Source organism: Clostridium felsineum DSM 794 (genome assembly GCF_002006355.2).
GTDB lineage: Bacteria > Bacillota > Clostridia > Clostridiales > Clostridiaceae > Clostridium_S > Clostridium_S felsineum.
On sequence record NZ_CP096980.1, the window covers coordinates 421915 to 437585 of the forward strand.

Here is a 15671-nt window from a genome sequence, read left to right on the forward strand (position 1 = left end):
AATAGAATTAATCTACTTTTTATGTTCGACTTAGTTAATTCGCTTATCGGAAATATAACCGATAGGGGGAATAAAAAATAAATACTACAAAAGAAACAAATTCAAATGAAGTTAAAAGAGGTCTTAAAGCAAGGCATCTTAATATGATTGCTATGGGTGGAGCCATAGGAACAGGAATATTTGTAGCACTTGGTGATACCATACATCAAGCAGGTCCAGGAGGTGCACTTGTTGCATATGCTTGTATAGGGGTTATGGTTTACTTTTTAATGACAAGCTTAGGAGAAATGGCTACTTTCATGCCAGTGTCAGGTTCATTTGAAACCTATGCTTCAAAGTTTGTTGATGAATCCTTAGGCTTTGCGCTCGGATGGAATTACTGGTATAACTGGGCTATTACTGTTGCAGCAGAGATGGTAGCAGGTGGATTAACAATGAAATTTTGGTTTAAGGGTGTACCACCAGCTATATGGAGTATTGGGTTCCTTGTATTAATAGTTGCCTTAAATTTATTGTCAGTAAAGGCATATGGAGAATCAGAGTATTGGTTCGCAGGAATTAAGGTAGCTACAGTAATTATATTTTTAGTTGTTGGGGCGGCAACTATTGTAGGAATACTAGGAGGTCATGCAGTAGGTTTTAAGAACTTTACAATTAAAGATGCACCGTTTGTTGGGGGTGTAAAATCTATTTTCATGATATTCTTAATAGCGGGCTTTTCATTTCAAGGTACAGAGCTTGTTGGTATAGCAGCAGGAGAGAGTGAAAACCCTAAAAAAACAGTACCTAAGGCTATTAATACAATTTTTTGGAGAATTTTAATTTTCTACTTAGGAACAATATTTGTTGTAAGTGCAATAATTCCTTATACAGAGGCGGGCGTTGGTACAAGTCCATTCACTTTAGTATTTCAGAAAGTTGGTATTGCAATTGCAGCAAGTATAATGAACGCAGTTATTTTAACATCTGTATTATCTTGTGGAAACTCTGGTATGTATGCTTCTAGTAGAATGTTATATGCTATGGCTAAGGAAGGAAAAGCACCCAAAGCGTTAGGAAAGCTTAATAAAAGAGGAGTTCCTGTAAATGCACTAGCACTAACTACACTAGTTGCATCAGCTTGCTTTTTAACAGGAATTTATGCTCAAAGTACTGTATATGTATGGCTTGTTGCTGCTTCTGGACTTGCAGGCTTTATTGCTTGGGCAGGTATAGCAGTTTGCCATTATCGTTTCCGTAAAGCATATGTTGCACAGGGACATGATTTAAATAAGCTTATTTATAAGGCAAAGTTATTTCCAATTGGTCCAATAATAGCGTTAGTATTATGTACGGTAGTTATTTTAGGACAAGGACTTACTTACTTTCAGGCAGATAAAATAGATTGGGGCGGAGTAATATCCTCTTATATAGGCTTACCATTATTTATTATATTATGGGCTGGATACAAGATTAAACATAAAACAAAAGTTGTTAATATACATGAAATAGATTTGAATGTTAATACTAAAGATTCAGAATAAGTTGTTTAAATAAAGATAAGAGTCATACCAGTGATTTTGGTATGACTCTTAATTTTGTTCAAGCTTTTGATAACAATTTTTTCACAGATGTATCCACAGAAGTTTCTATAACTAATCCACCATCAATAACTAATGGAGTTCCATTCATAAAGCCTGCTCTTGGACTACAGAAAAAGGCTACCGCATATGCTATATCCTCTGGTTTTCCAACTCTTGCTTCTGGAAGGTTATCCTTAGAGACATTAATAACGCCTTTACACATTGGAGTTGGAATTATACCAGGTTGTACTATATTAACGGTTACACCTGAACCATCAAATTCTTTTGCTAAAGAATATCCCATACCAACCAATCCATGCTTTGCAACTGCATAATTCATTTGTCCTGCAAAGCCATGATATCCAGCAACAGATGAAATTAAAACGATTCTTCCGTATTTTCTCTTACGCATCCGATCACCGCAAGCCTTTACACAGTTAAAAGCCCCAAACAGATGAGTTTTAATAACTGCATCAAAATCTTCTAAAGGCATTTCAGTAGAATATTTTAAAGGTGTAGCATTTCCAGCATTAGATACCAGTATATCTATTTTCCCATATTTTGAGTAAACCTCATCTACAGCTTTATTTACTTCACTGCTATTCGATACATCAACGCTGTAAGTTTCTACTTTTCCACCCTTTGAATTTATTTCTTTTTTAGTTTCCTCGTTTCTAGTCTTGTTTCTAGCAAGGATTATTACATGTGCGCCCCTATCGGCTAGTTCAAAACTAATAGCTTTGCCTATACCAGAATTACCACCAGTTACAATGGCAACTTGATTTAATAATTCTTTTTCCATAATACGGCCTCTTTTTCTATTTTTAAAATTAATTTATATTTTTAGACAGTGTTAAAAGTTTAGAAGAAAAACTTTTTAGTTTTTCACCTTCAGAAGATAGCTGCATTGCTTCTGAAGTTTGAGTTTCAGCAGCATGCGAAAAAGCATTAAATACTTCTATGATATCGCCTATATTTTTCTTTATTTTTATTAAGGTATCATTTATTTGAGCAGTTGAGTCCTTACTATTTGCAGCAAGCTTTCTTATTTCTTCGGCAATAACAGTAAAACCTCTCCCATGTTCACCTGCTCTTGAAGCTTCAATGGCAGCATTGAGTCCTAATAGATTTGTAGTATCTGCAACATCTTTTATATATTTAATTACGTCATCCATGTAAGTAAGTCCATCTTGCGTTTCGGTAACTATACTATTCATATTTTCACTGCTTCCAGACAACTCCTGAGTATTACTTGCTAGTTCTTCCGAAGAAGCGGCGAGTTCTTTGGAAAACTCCTGCAATTCAGTAACCATTTCAAGGACTGTATTCTGCTTTTCCATTGATACAGCAAAATTTATAGATGCTACCACATTATTAGTATTTGGATTAATTATAGGAATACAGTGGCTTGAAATGGGAAAACCAAAAGCCTCCTTTGGATAATCTACAGACTGTTTTTTTCTTGATAAAATTGCTTTTTCGGTCATATCACCTTTGTTTAAGGTTGAACCTTCACTAATGTTTAATTTGAAGGTTTTTGCTTGAGAGACGGCTACGAATTTTTCTTTATCAGTGATTCCCAAGGCTACATCATCAGAAAATAACTGTGGTAAAGTGGAGCACAGTATTTTTAGTGCTTCCAAAAGTTCGTCATCGCTAATGTTCATTTGTTACATCTCCTTTGATAGTACTTATATACAATATATCGTATATTTTCCAGAAGACATAATAATGCTTTTTATTCTAAATTATAATTCTGTGTAACAAAAATAATCAAAGTCTGCGGGCTTATTACTTCCAGTTATATCAATGCAATTAATCCCGACAAAAGCTCCAGTAAAAAATCCACCGCCTTGTACATAATCATCAGACAGTTTTCTTGATTCAAAGGTGATAGGTATTTTTGACCAGGTTTTGCCGTCAAAGGAATAAAAGTATTCATAAATGTCAGTTCTTACTTCAACTTTAAAATGTACATATTCAACAGTACTAGGTATAGGAATTGTATTATTTTTTAGAGGCATATCAAAGTGAAAGTTGTCACAAGACACAATATCAATTATTCTGCCTTTAGTTTCATTCCAGGTTACTTGTATAGTGGACCAATTCTCGGTATTATAATAACAAGTTAATCCTGCTGCTTGTTGGAAGGTATCAGGATTAAAAGATACACTTGTTGATGCATCAAAATTAAAGGATTGCCATCTTCTTGCTACAAAAGCTTGCACAAAGGTAGATGTTAAAGATTCTTTACCATATAATCTTAAATTACCTTTTTTTGCTTTTAAAGAGGCTATATCTTCTGTAAGTGGAATACGTAACGATTGAAAGTTAATATTTAAAGTTTGGCTATCAAAATCATCTTTTTCTTTATAGCTTTTCTCCCATTTCACCTCTGGAATTTTAGGAGCTTCAACCTCAATAGAGCCTTGTTTGCCACCAACAACTCGTGGCCAACCATCTACCCACTCAATTTTTTGTAATGAAGTTTCACGTCCAAGTGGACAGTATCCCCTTTGTTCAAGCATTGGCTGATTTATAACGGGAAGAGGACGTCCTACCAAATGTGCCAAATACCATTCATCAGTGTGAGTATGAACAAGAGAGGCATGGCCGCATTTTTGTAATGGATTTTTAGGCTTGTGCCATGAAGTTAATAATGGATATTCAGGATCTATTTCGTAAGGACCAGTTAAACTTTTAGAGCGAGCTACAGTTTCTGAATGCTCATAAGTTGTACCACCTTCTGCAGTAAATAGATAATAGTAATCTTTAATGTGATATAAGTGAGGACCTTCTGTGTACTTAATATCAGTTCCTTTATATATAATCTTTGGTTTGCCGATTAATTCCTTTTTTTCATCAGAATATTCCTGAAGAACAATTCCGTAAAAATTATGATTGTAAGTACGTTGATCCCAATACATGTTTACAAGATATTTTTTGCCATCATCATCGTGAAATAATGAAGCATCAAAACCTGAACCATTTAAAGTAATTGGATCACTCCATATGCCATCAATACTTTCACAAGTAGTCAGATAATTATGGCAATCCTTCCACATACCATCAGTTACCTTTACGTCTGTATATATAAGCCAAAACTTTCCGTCATGGTAACTTAAATCAGGAGCCCATATACCACCTGAATTAGGATTACCTTTCATATCAAGAAGTGAAGTTCTATTTAAAGGATGGGCTATAAGATGCCAGTTAACGAGATCTTTAGAATGATGTATTTGGACCCCTGGAAACCATTCAAAAGTTGAAGTTGCAATATAATAATCAGTACCAACACGACAAATACTTGGATCAGGGTTAAAGCCTTTTAAAACTGGATTTTTAATCATATATTTAAATTCTCCCCTCTATTTAATTTACTTCTTTCTTTTAAAGTAGCTATAATATGTTTATATTTTTTATCATCTAAGTTATAGAAAGTAATATCTATTAAAGCTAGTACCATAAGTACAGCAGGAACAACTGTAGCTGTTAGAAGTATGCCTGTTAGTGCATGAGGAGTTTGTGATTTATTAGCAACATATCCAAAGCTTCCAAGTATAATTCCTGGAACTGCACCGCCTAAGGCCATTCCACATTTAAAGAAGAAACCAATGATAGCATAAATCAATCCACTTAAACGTTTTCCTGTAACATATTCTCCATATTCAATTGTTTCAGGAATCAAAGACCACATAAATGCACCAGCAGTTAAGGAGCCTAGTGATGTAATTACACGTGATACTAATATTATTCCTACCATGTGAGTTGGAATGATTAAAAGTGATAGAGTGCCAAGTACAGTTATTAAAAGAGATCCTATTAGTAATGTTTTTTTGCCCACTTTTTTGTTTATTTTTGGTATTAGTGGTATACAAACAAATGCTGGTATTGAACCTAGAACGGTGTACCACTGAACTAAATCAGGACGTCCAACATTATAAGTTATATAATATATTCCTATAGAACTGTTAATTGAATTAATACCAAATATAAGTACAAAGAAAATACTTAAAACAATAAGAGGCCTATTGGTTCTAAATTGCTGAAAAAGATCTGAGAATTTAATTTTATGATCTTGGTTGACACTTTTTATTCTTTCTTTAGTACTGGAAAAACAAAAAATTAGTAAAAATGCACCAGCAACACCTAGTATGCCCATAGTTATTTGCCAGCCTCTTGCTAAACCAAAGGATTTTGCAAAATATGCTGAAAGTACTGGAACGAAGTAGGAAACGATTACACCACCTAGGTTAGCAAAGAACATTCTTACAGAGGTTAAACTAACAATTTCTTGGTTATCATCTGTAATGGCTGAGGTTAAAGCACCATAAGGAACATTTATACAAGTATAAGTGATTGAAAGTCCCACATAAGTAATGTAAGCATAAATTAGTTTGCCCATATGAGAAAAACTAGGTGTAGTGAAACAAAGAAAAGCCAACATAGCAAAAGGAGCAGCTCCATACAATAAATATGGTCTGAATCGTCCAAAGCGTGTATTTGTTTTGTCAACGAAGGTTCCAATAATAGGATCGTTAATTGCATCAATAAATCTAACTATAAGAAACATTACACCAGCTTCAGCTGCAGATAATCCGAAAACGTTTGTATAGAAAAACAATAGATAAATAGAAATAGTTTGATATATTAGGTTACTTGCTAAATCACCAGATGCATAACCTATTTTTTCTCTCATTTTAATTTTTAAGGTTTCTATAATAATCAACTCCTTGAATATATTTGGAAATATTTACACATAAAGTATATCACTATATTCTAACTTTTTCAAGATACTTTAAAAAGTTAGTTTAAAAAGTTTTGATTATAAAAGCTCATTTATGGATTTGACATACATAAATGAGCCTATTTATAATATTGAATTTACAAATTGAAGCTTCGTAAAAGCTGCAAATAGTAATTTGCTTCACGAGTTACATGATCTGCAAGAAGTGGTGCCATTATTGCTTTAATTTTGCAAGCTAATAATCCATTGGTAGCTGAAACTTTAAAGTTCCTAAATTCAGTGACAAGAGCATATATATCTCTAGTTATAGTATTAAGATTAGATGCATTAACCTTTAGAGCAGTGGTTGCAGCTTGAATGTCATTAAATCTTCGAGCAAAGGTGTTTGAAGTATCAAATAAAGTGACTTCAGAGGGATCTAAATAGCCTCGTATAAATTCAGCATGTTCTTTCATTATGTCATTCCAAAAAATTTCTTGATTTATAATACTTTGAGGTGTTGTATCATTTTCTTGTCTTTTTTCAAGCATATTAAGCATACTAATATATGCTCGCTCTTCTTGTATTACATGATCTATATTTGAAGGATATGTGTAGCAAAAAGCTCTGCAGCGTATAATTTGATTCAGAAGACCTGATTGGAAGTTTATAACAGAAGTTACTAAGGCAAGAATAGATCTATTAAGTGTAGAAACTGCAGAAACAATATTAAAAGCTTCCCTATAACCATATCTATAGCCTAAGCTTATTTCTTTTACGGTTATGTCTGTATTAATAGGAACTCCAGTTAAAGCACTAGTGGTTTTTTCAGCAGGTAGTGTAAGAGGAGTTATTATAGTAGATGATTTCATAACTTCACTGCTTATCTTGCCTTGAGATAGAGTTACAGTTCTAGAAAGTAGAGCATCTAGACGTCTATTCACCGCAAGAATTTGAGATAGAGTAGAGACATATTTAGTAGGAAGTGAAGCGCCAGCAATAATGTTATGTTCCTTTACTATTCTTAAAAAGAATAAGTTTAACTGAAGTGAAAGTTGCACGTATTGTTCATTTGATATCATTAATTACCTCTCCTATATATTGGTGAGGATAAATTTTTAATTACCCACATAGCTATAATATGAGTTAAATGGATTAGTGTTACATGTTTTGAGAAAAAATAATATTTAGCTTGAAATACATAATAATAGTTATTATATTAAATAATTTTACTAAAAGTTTGAAGAGAGGTGCTTTGGTGATTAGTAGTAATAAGAGAAATCCAGATATTTATCATGGTAAAAATAAAAAATCAGACTTTTTTGAAGGCTGGTATTTTAAATTTGTGCAGCCACGTACAGGAAATATATATTGTTTTATACCGGGAATATTTAAAGGAAGTCATGAAAATGAGTCATACAGCTTTATTCAAGTGCTTAATGGAAATGAAAGTAGCTTTAAATATTTAATATTTGAAAAAGATAAGTTTAAAGCAAGTACATCTGAGTTTAATGTAAGTGTAGATAAAAGTTCATTTTCACTTAATAAAGTAGATTTGAATATTAATAAAGAGAATGAAAAAGTATTTGGTACCTTGTATTTTTATAATATTATAAGATGGCCAGATAGTAATATTAATCCAGGAAGTATGGGGTTCTATAATTATTTAGACTTTATGCAGTGCTATAGTCAGGTTTGTGTCGTTGATGGATTTATAAAGGGAAAGCTAAATATTAATAATGAAATTATAGATTTTACTGATGGAAAAGTATATATTGAAAAAAACTGGGGAAGGTCATTTCCTTATTCATACATTTGGATTCAAGGAAATTCATTTGATAGAAGGCATGGTTCTGTTACATGTTCTATAGCGAATATTCCTCTTCCTTTTCATTTAAGAAATTTTACAGGTTTTTTAATAGGAATAAATGATAAAGATAAGTTTTATAAGTTTACAAGTATAAATAGAAGTAAATTGTCAATTAGATGTCAGAAGCAAAAAATTATTTTAGAAGCTAACAGTAAAGACCATTGTCTTAAAATTGAAGCGACATATAAAGAAGATGCTTTTATGAAACTGTATGCACCTTGTAACGGACAGATGATACCAATAGCAAGAGAAACTCTTCATGGAAGCTTACAAGTTTCTCTTTATAATAAAGAAAGGCACATGCTTTTTAATGATAAGTGTTCCTACGCAGGTGTTGAGTTTTCTAAGAATTATACAAATTTAATAAATAAAAATAGAAAGGTAGAGAACTCTATTAATTAAGCTTATCAATAAATTCTTTAAAAGCATCTAATTCTATTATTTCCTTTAATTCTTCATCTTCTAAGATATATTTTAAAAAATCAGGATATAATTTTAGCGCCATAATTATGTCATCGCATGACTTATTAGTTTCGTTAATTAAGGCATAAAAACAGCTTCGATTATAGTATAAAAAGTCTACATTATCACAATTATCAATGCCTTCAGATAAAATCTTTATTCCTTCTAGTGTATTTTTATATTTATAAATTACAGCTAAATTTAAGTAACTATACTCATACTCTTTGTTTTTATTAATTGACCTTTTATAGAAATTAATAGCTCTTTCTTCCATACTAAGTTTATAGCAGATTACGCCCATATTAAACAAGGCTAAATAATTGTCTGGTTTTATTCTTAAGGCCTTTGAAAATATATCATAAGCAAGATTATTTTCATTTCGTTCTTCATAAATAGAGCCCAAATTTAAGGTCGCCCAAAAGTCCATAGGAGCTAAAGTAAGAAGTTTTCTATAAGTTACTATGGCTAAATCCTTTAACCCAGAAGAATCATAAGCATTAGCTAGAAAAAAGTAAGCTTTGTGGTAATTGGGATTTATGTAAATAGCTTTACTATATAATTTTATCGCTTTTTTAAAGTCCTCTTTTTCATCGTATATTGTGGCAAGACCATAGTAAGCTCTTTCCTCATAATCATCTAAATTCAAAGCTTCTCTGTAATATTCTTCAGCTTCGGTCATTTTACCTAGGGAGTCATATATTAAAGCTAGATTAATTATTGTATCAATGTCTTTACCCTTTGAAAGTTCATAAGCTTTAGTATATAAATCTAGTGATTTGACTAATTTATTTTCATTAAAAGCTTTCTCAGCTCTTTTTAAATATTCATCAATTTGTATGTGATTTTTCATAAATACACGCTTTCTAGTAAATTATATTTATAAGTGAGGAGTATAGGGTATTAAACATTAATTTATGCCCAATTGTATTTGGATGTAGTCCATCGCTATATAAATCTGTAATATTAGGTTTATTTATTAGGTAATCATAAAAGCTTATAATTGTAATATTATTGTCTTTTGCATAATTTTTACTCCAATTAATGTAGTCCAATAAAATTGAATTGGCTTTTTTATAATCAAGTGAAGCATCCCAATAGATTTTTGCAAGTGATTCGACTATTGGAGGCTGAAGGGCTAATATAGGAGTTATGTTGTTTTCCTTAGCTTCTTTTATAAGTAGTTTAATATTATCCTCAATTAATTCTATAGAATGATTCATAAGCAAATCATTTGTTCCAGCCATAATTATAACGTAATCTGGATTTTCTTCAATAACGTCTTTATGAGATCTTGAAAGAAGACCAGTTGTGGTATCCCCATTTACACCTTTGTTTATTATAGTTACATTATGCAATTTGGTTTTTAAAAGTGATACCCAAGAAGAATTTGAATTCACCCCATATCCGTAGGTTAAACTATCACCAAAACAAACTATTTTCATATAATTCCCTCCATTTTATATCTTTGTCCCCAAAGGCATAATTCATTTAAAATGTGTTCTAGAGATTTGCCCCTGGCAGTAAAGGTATATTCTACCCTAGGTGGGATTTCGGCATAAATAATTTTTTCTATTAGAGTATCTGATTCCAGATTTTTTAGTTCTTGAGATAATATTTTGTGGCTTATGTTTGGAATGTCTCTTTTAAGTTCACCGTAGCGTATGAAAGGTTTGTTTAATATATGCCATAGAATAATTGCTCTCCACTTACCTCCAATAACAGTCATAGCAAAGCCTATTGAGCATTTGAAATCCTTTTGCCTTTTCTCTTGGTTTGGAAATCCATTGTTTAAGTCAGTATCCATAGCAATCCTTCTTTCTAAATGGTAAGTATCTGACTAATAAGTGCATACTTGTAGACTAGTTCCAGTAAAACTATAATCAATTATATAGTATTTAGGCAATAATTTCTATAAAGAGAGGAATAGCTTATTGATGAAAAAATATAAATTGTATCAAATAGATGCATTTACTAACGAAAAATTCACAGGCAATCCAGCAGGTGTAATAACAAATGCAGAAGGATTAGATAATTATGAAATGCAGAAAATTGCAAGGGAACTTAATAATTCTGAGACAGCGTTTATATTTTCTGGGGATAGTGATACTTATGATGTACATGTACGATTTTTCACTCCTAAAAGTGAAGTGCCTATTTGTGGACATGCTACAATTGCAGCACATTATGCCAGAGCATTTGAAAAGTGCCTTAATACTGGGGTAATTAGGCAGAAAACAGGAGCAGGAATTTTACCTGTTGATATAATAAATAAAAATGAAGATTATAAAATTGTTATGACACAAGGAAAAGTTCAGTTTGGGAATATAATTAAAGGAATAAATAAAGACAGGCTATTGAAAGCACTTAATATAAATAATTATGATTTATTAAAAGGATATAAAATTCAAATTGTTTCAACAGGTCATTCTAAGGTTATGATTTGCGTAAAAGATATTAATATTTTAAATAGTCTAAATCCCAATTATGATGAGCTTTCTAAGTTAAGTAGTGTTATCAATTGCAATGGATATTATGTATTTACTAAGCCTTCTGAGGAAGATGATATTTTAGTACATGGAAGAATGTTTGCACCTGCAATAGGTATTAATGAAGACCCTGTGACGGGAAACGCAAATGGACCATTAGGTGCATATCTTGTGCATCATAAGCTTGTTAATAGCAATAATTCTACGTTTAAATTTAAGGCAAAGCAAGGAGAGGCTATGGGAAGACCAGGTATTGTTTACGTGGAAGTAAAGGCCAAAAATGGAGAACCAGTAGAGGTAAAAGTTTCAGGACAAGCGATAATAGTTTTTAAGACTGAACTTATATTGAAGGATTAAAAATAACTTATATATGAATAACATGTACTGCCTTCATATATAAGTTAAGCTTTAAAATATTAGTTTGAGTTAAAAACTCTTGAAAAGGAACCAGTATAGTTTTTTCCTTTGTAAGTAGCAGATATATCAATGTTTATAGCTTGTCCAGAAGGTACACTAGCTGGAGAAACAGGTATTAAATGAGTACCATCAGAAGTGGAGCCACTTTCTTGTACATCACCTGTTGGCAAATGAAGGGTCATTGTGTATTGAGCAGATTCTGAACCTACAAAGTCGTAATATATACCAGTTGGACTACCAGCATAAGTCATAGATCTAATTCCAAAGCCCGCTGGAGTAGGTGGCCCTGAATTTAATTGAACTGAAAACCAGCCGTTAGAAAAGCTCACAGTATAGTTTGGAGCATTAGAATTTGTAGCTGAAGGTGCAGTAGCTGATGGCTTTGGAGGATTTACGCTTGAAGTAGTAGTTTGGGAACTATTGTTTTGTGAAGTTCCATTTGAAGTCTTTATAGGTTCATTTTGGGCAACTAAAGGTGTGGTTTCTTTAGTCTCCACAGGAGTATTTAAGGCTTGTAGTTCCTTAGTGTATGTAGTTTTTAAGTTTAAAGCGTCATTGTTATTTTTGTCAATTTTTAAAGCACTATCAAGAAAGTTAATTGCAGTATCGTATTTTTTATTTGAGGCTTCGTTTTTGGCTTTTTCTATAGTATCCGTTACATATAGTTTATTAGCTGTTACTATTTTTGCTTGAGATATACTATATCTTTTCTTATCGCACTTTTTAACTTTTTTAAATATGTAAGTAGCATCAAGGTATTGCTTTTTATTAAAGAGAGTCAAAGCAGAGTTAAAATCTTTTTTTGATTGTTTTAATGTAGAAGCTAAACTGATTTCAGAATTGATAAGGGAACTATCAGAGGAATAAAATCTACTGGATTTTAAATTTTTAAAGGCTTTAATTGATGAGTCATATTGTTCTTTTGACAATAAATTTTCTGCACCTTTTAAGTTAGTTTTATAAGAATGATAGCTGTAGCCATATACAGATAAAGGTACACCTAAAGAGCAGGTTATAATTAGGGCTGCTGCAATTTTAATCTTGTTTTTCATTTCATATACTCCAATTCTATAATATTATATTTACTATAACATGCATAAAGCCACAATAACAATAATATTTAAATAAAAACTAAATTACCTATAATTCAAAAATATGGTTGACGATACTAACAATTGATAGTATTATTAAAATATAAACTAACAATTGATAGGTTTAAAATGGGAGATAATATGGAATCAAAAAAAAATACTAAACAAAATATATTTGAAGAAGCAGCAAAATTATTTGCTAAAGATGGATATAATGGTGTTTCTATGAGGCAAATTGCACGAGAAGTAGGAATAAAAGAAAGTTCTATATATAATCATTATAAAAATAAAGAAGAGATTTTGAGTAGTTTGTTTGACTATTTTGCAGAAACTCTAACAAAATACAGACCTAGTGAAGAAGAGATTGAAAAAATGCTTAATTACATGTCAGTTGCAGATGTTTTTAAACAATTAATTATTGGGCTAGGAAAGACTTTAAACGGTACGTTAGATACTATTGCAAGGATAATATATACTGAGCAGTTTAGAAATGAAAAAGCAAAAAAAATCATGCTTGATAACTTAATAAAGGAGCCATCGGAGTTTGCAGCGAAGGTTTTAAGAATAATGCTTAGAAAGAAATTGATAAGGGAAATTGATATAGAATTGATTGCACGTGAATATAACTACGCTCTTTTAGCTATAACCTTTGAATATGCACATGCAGTAAGCACTGGTCAGGACACATCTCCTATAATTAAAAAGATGTTTGAGCATGTAGAGTTTATATGTAATGCGATAAAATACTAGTTTAGTGTTAAAGGGGATTTTATGTATGAGGAAAGGGATATTTATAACAGGAATCATTTCACCAATAATATATGTTTTATATGTTATCATTGGTGGAGTTCTTTGGAAGGGATATAGTCAAGTAAAACAGCCAATAAGTGATTTGTCTGCAAGCGGAGCTCCGAACCTTGGTATGGTCAATAATTTTGGCATGCTATCTCAAATATTTGGACTGATTTTTGCAATAGGCGCATTTATTTACTTAAAAAAGCTTAAGATAAAAAGTTTGAATATATCAATGCTTCTACTTATAGCTGAGGGGGTAGTAAGTATTTCATATTCTTTTTTCCCAGAAGATATGAAGGGAGCTACTCTAACTTTTACAGGGATTATGCATTTTGTTGTAACTGGATTAATAGTTCCCATAGTTATTTTAATGCCATTGTTTGCAGGCATTGCATTTAAAAAGTTTAATGAGTACAAAAGATTTTCAACATATTCTATAATAACTTCAATAGTTATATTTATTTCAGGTATATTATCTGTTGTTGTAATGGCAAATGATTTTCCCTTCTTTGGAGTTGTTGAAAGGATTAATATAGGAGCACTACAATTATGGATACTTTTATTTGCTATTAAGCTCTTAAATATGAAAACTGAAAATTAATTAAAAGTCTACGTTGTTCGTTGTAATAAAAAATGTAGACTTCTATATTATAAGTTGAATTTTTTCTTCCAAGCACCACTTAAAAAGCGCATAAAAAGAAGTAAAAAACGAAATACATTGTCACATATCATACAAATCCATACTGCTTTTAAACCTAAATGAAATTTATATATGCATACAGTTGCCGATAAAATTCTTACTCCCCACATGGATATTATTGATACAAATACAGGAGTTTTAGTATCACCCATTCCGTTAAATATTCCTTCAAGCATTATGAGTGCCCCAAATAAAGGTTCAGACACAGCTACAAGTCTTAGGATGGAAGCACCAGATTTAATTACTAAAGGATCATTTATAAAAATAGACATAATAAAACTAGGAAATAAAAATAAAATAGTACCGGTTATAGTCATTACAATAGTAGCCATTGCTATAATAGTAACAGACATTTGGTGTAATTTCTCTTGGTTTTTTTCACCTAAAGCATTTCCAGCCAAGGTTGATGCAGATGATTGCATACCGAAGCCAGGAATATAGAAGGCTTCTTCGGCAGTTAAGGCAATTGAATGAGCAGCAAAGGCTAAAGTTCCTAACCTAGTTACAATAGAAGAAAAAACAACTTGACCAAGGCATGTACCCACATGTTCAATAGTTACAGGGAAGCCTACTTTAATACACCTTCCCATAACTTCCATATTAAGTTTGATTTTTTCACCCTTAGGGGAAACCAGCCTATTTCTATATAGTGCAAAAAGCATTAAAAGACCACTTATAGTATAAGCTACAGCACCAGCAATAGCAGAGCCTACTATACCTAAACCTGCGCCATGGGTATGAATCTTTAAACCTCCAACAGATATAGTTTGATTACCGTAAATTAATATGCAATTTAGAAGGATATTAATTATATTCATAATAAGGTTTACTTTCATAGGTGTCTTCATGTCACCCGTAGCGCGTAGAACGGCACCAAAAATTATAATAGCAACACGAAACAGCATAGGAATGCATATTATACCAAAATATAAAGATGCATTTTTTTGAATTTCAGGAGAGGCACCTAGCCATTTGGGTAAAAATGGGCTTATGGATAAAGTTATTATGCCCATAACTAATCCTAATACAATAGTAATTATGATAGATTGAACAGCAGCTATTTTTGCTTTCTTTAATTTTTTTGCGCCTATGCAGAAGGATATGTAAGATAGTATACCTACGTCCATAGCAAAGGCAGGGCTATTTATAAGCCAAGTTACTGTGGTTGTAAGCCCAACAGCAGCCGAAGCCTCAGCACCAAGCCTACCAACCATAGCGGAAGATACATACTGCACTGTAGTTTCAAGAGCTTGTTCAAGCACAGCAGGCCAGGATAAGGCAAAAATAGATATAATCATTTCTTTTCTTTGGTTTATAGTTTTTGTAATGTTTAACATAATGTTTCTCCGCACTTTTTAGATTGATTATATATTGATGATAAGACATTTTTTACTATATGGTCAAGTGAATAGGATAAATATGATAGAATATACATAAGATTAAAAGATGCTTTGTATATTTTTTCTACATGACAAAGAGTAAGTATTTCTATTATAATAATAAAGTGAAACTAGTTTAATTGATAAGATATTTTACACTATTAAAAGTACTAAAAATTTTGG

General features: G+C 31.7%; 15 protein-coding genes. 5 read left to right on the top strand and 10 right to left on the bottom strand.

The annotated features are described in order from the left end of the window. The first annotated feature begins 77 nt into the window (after positions 1 to 77). On the top strand, positions 78 to 1523 hold the full coding sequence (locus tag CLFE_RS02130; RefSeq protein ID WP_077832875.1) for an amino acid permease: 1446 nt from the start codon (positions 78 to 80) through the stop codon (positions 1521 to 1523). Positions 1524 to 1581: 58 nt separating this feature from the next. On the opposite strand, the gene CLFE_RS02135 is transcribed toward CLFE_RS02130, so the two are convergent. The 5 genes from CLFE_RS02135 to CLFE_RS02155 form a co-directional block, all read right to left on the bottom strand. Continuing rightward, a complete protein-coding gene (locus CLFE_RS02135) occupies positions 1582 to 2364 on the bottom strand; it encodes an SDR family NAD(P)-dependent oxidoreductase (protein ID WP_077894886.1) in 783 nt (260 codons plus the stop codon). Between the two features lie 28 nt (positions 2365 to 2392). Continuing rightward, a complete protein-coding gene (locus tag CLFE_RS02140) occupies positions 2393 to 3229 on the bottom strand; it encodes a methyl-accepting chemotaxis protein (RefSeq protein ID WP_077832877.1) in 837 nt (278 codons plus the stop codon). 81 nt (positions 3230 to 3310) lie between these two features. Beyond that, the gene (locus CLFE_RS02145; protein WP_077894885.1) at positions 3311 to 4912 is read right to left on the bottom strand and encodes a glycoside hydrolase family 43 protein; all 1602 of its coding nucleotides are present in this window, start codon (positions 4910 to 4912) and stop codon (positions 3311 to 3313) included. Further along, positions 4909 to 6261, bottom strand: a complete 1353-nt coding sequence (locus CLFE_RS02150; protein WP_250944710.1) for a glycoside-pentoside-hexuronide (GPH):cation symporter — start codon at positions 6259 to 6261, stop codon at positions 4909 to 4911. Before CLFE_RS02150 ends, CLFE_RS02145 begins: the two co-directional genes overlap by 4 nt. 185 nt (positions 6262 to 6446) lie before the next feature. Beyond that, complete coding sequence (locus tag CLFE_RS02155; RefSeq protein WP_077832879.1) at positions 6447 to 7370, bottom strand: DUF2935 domain-containing protein; 924 nt, start codon at positions 7368 to 7370, stop codon at positions 6447 to 6449. A 176-nt stretch (positions 7371 to 7546) separates the two neighbouring features. On the opposite strand from CLFE_RS02155, the gene CLFE_RS02160 reads away from it, so the two are divergent. Further along, on the top strand, positions 7547 to 8560 hold the full coding sequence (locus CLFE_RS02160) for a tocopherol cyclase family protein (RefSeq protein WP_077894884.1): 1014 nt from the start codon (positions 7547 to 7549) through the stop codon (positions 8558 to 8560). On the opposite strand, the gene CLFE_RS02165 is transcribed toward CLFE_RS02160, so the two are convergent. Genes CLFE_RS02165 through CLFE_RS02175 form a run of 3 tightly spaced genes read right to left on the bottom strand, consistent with a single transcriptional unit; the run spans position 8553 to position 10424 of the window. Next, complete coding sequence (locus CLFE_RS02165) at positions 8553 to 9470, bottom strand: tetratricopeptide repeat protein (protein WP_077894883.1); 918 nt, start codon at positions 9468 to 9470, stop codon at positions 8553 to 8555. The two genes, CLFE_RS02160 and CLFE_RS02165, sit on opposite strands and share 8 nt — an antisense overlap. A gap of 13 nt (positions 9471 to 9483) precedes the next feature. Continuing rightward, the gene (locus CLFE_RS02170; RefSeq protein WP_077832882.1) at positions 9484 to 10062 is read right to left on the bottom strand and encodes a GDSL-type esterase/lipase family protein; all 579 of its coding nucleotides are present in this window, start codon (positions 10060 to 10062) and stop codon (positions 9484 to 9486) included. Continuing rightward, positions 10059 to 10424, bottom strand: a complete 366-nt coding sequence (locus CLFE_RS02175) for a winged helix-turn-helix transcriptional regulator (RefSeq protein ID WP_077894882.1) — start codon at positions 10422 to 10424, stop codon at positions 10059 to 10061. The genes CLFE_RS02170 and CLFE_RS02175 overlap by 4 nt, the downstream gene beginning before the upstream one ends. Positions 10425 to 10551: 127 nt before the next feature. Between CLFE_RS02175 and CLFE_RS02180 the strand changes: the two genes are divergently transcribed. Further along, positions 10552 to 11463, top strand: a complete 912-nt coding sequence (locus tag CLFE_RS02180; protein WP_139356220.1) for a PhzF family isomerase — start codon at positions 10552 to 10554, stop codon at positions 11461 to 11463. 59 nt (positions 11464 to 11522) lie between these two features. Here the strand turns inward: CLFE_RS02180 and CLFE_RS02185 are convergent, their stop codons facing one another. Further along, positions 11523 to 12575, bottom strand: coding sequence for a hypothetical protein (locus CLFE_RS02185; RefSeq protein WP_077894880.1), 1053 nt, complete (start codon positions 12573 to 12575; stop codon positions 11523 to 11525). A gap of 180 nt (positions 12576 to 12755) precedes the next feature. Between CLFE_RS02185 and CLFE_RS02190 the strand changes: the two genes are divergently transcribed. Both CLFE_RS02190 and CLFE_RS02195 read left to right on the top strand, forming a co-directional pair. Continuing rightward, on the top strand, positions 12756 to 13364 hold the full coding sequence (locus CLFE_RS02190; protein WP_077894879.1) for a TetR/AcrR family transcriptional regulator: 609 nt from the start codon (positions 12756 to 12758) through the stop codon (positions 13362 to 13364). A 25-nt stretch (positions 13365 to 13389) separates the two neighbouring features. Continuing rightward, the gene (locus tag CLFE_RS02195; protein WP_077894878.1) at positions 13390 to 14010 is read left to right on the top strand and encodes a DUF998 domain-containing protein; all 621 of its coding nucleotides are present in this window, start codon (positions 13390 to 13392) and stop codon (positions 14008 to 14010) included. A 47-nt stretch (positions 14011 to 14057) separates the two neighbouring features. Here the strand turns inward: CLFE_RS02195 and CLFE_RS02200 are convergent, their stop codons facing one another. Beyond that, positions 14058 to 15446 (bottom strand): MATE family efflux transporter, encoded by a 1389-nt coding sequence (locus CLFE_RS02200; protein ID WP_077894877.1) that lies wholly within the window; start codon positions 15444 to 15446, stop codon positions 14058 to 14060. Positions 15447 to 15671: the final 225 nt, after the last annotated feature.

Coding starts and splice junctions, on each gene's coding strand:
- CLFE_RS02200 (WP_077894877.1), bottom strand. CDS start 15,446: ATGTTAAACATTACAAAAACTATAAACCAAAGAAAAGAAATGATTATA.
- CLFE_RS02185 (WP_077894880.1), bottom strand. CDS start 12,575: ATGAAAAACAAGATTAAAATTGCAGCAGCCCTAATTATAACCTGCTCT.
- CLFE_RS02140 (WP_077832877.1), bottom strand. CDS start 3,229: ATGAACATTAGCGATGACGAACTTTTGGAAGCACTAAAAATACTGTGC.
- CLFE_RS02195 (WP_077894878.1), top strand. CDS start 13,390: ATGAGGAAAGGGATATTTATAACAGGAATCATTTCACCAATAATATAT.
- CLFE_RS02155 (WP_077832879.1), bottom strand. CDS start 7,370: ATGATATCAAATGAACAATACGTGCAACTTTCACTTCAGTTAAACTTA.
- CLFE_RS02190 (WP_077894879.1), top strand. CDS start 12,756: ATGGAATCAAAAAAAAATACTAAACAAAATATATTTGAAGAAGCAGCA.
- CLFE_RS02165 (WP_077894883.1), bottom strand. CDS start 9,470: ATGAAAAATCACATACAAATTGATGAATATTTAAAAAGAGCTGAGAAA.
- CLFE_RS02150 (WP_250944710.1), bottom strand. CDS start 6,261: ATGAGAGAAAAAATAGGTTATGCATCTGGTGATTTAGCAAGTAACCTA.
- CLFE_RS02170 (WP_077832882.1), bottom strand. CDS start 10,062: ATGAAAATAGTTTGTTTTGGTGATAGTTTAACCTACGGATATGGGGTG.
- CLFE_RS02135 (WP_077894886.1), bottom strand. CDS start 2,364: ATGGAAAAAGAATTATTAAATCAAGTTGCCATTGTAACTGGTGGTAAT.
- CLFE_RS02145 (WP_077894885.1), bottom strand. CDS start 4,912: ATGATTAAAAATCCAGTTTTAAAAGGCTTTAACCCTGATCCAAGTATT.
- CLFE_RS02175 (WP_077894882.1), bottom strand. CDS start 10,424: ATGGATACTGACTTAAACAATGGATTTCCAAACCAAGAGAAAAGGCAA.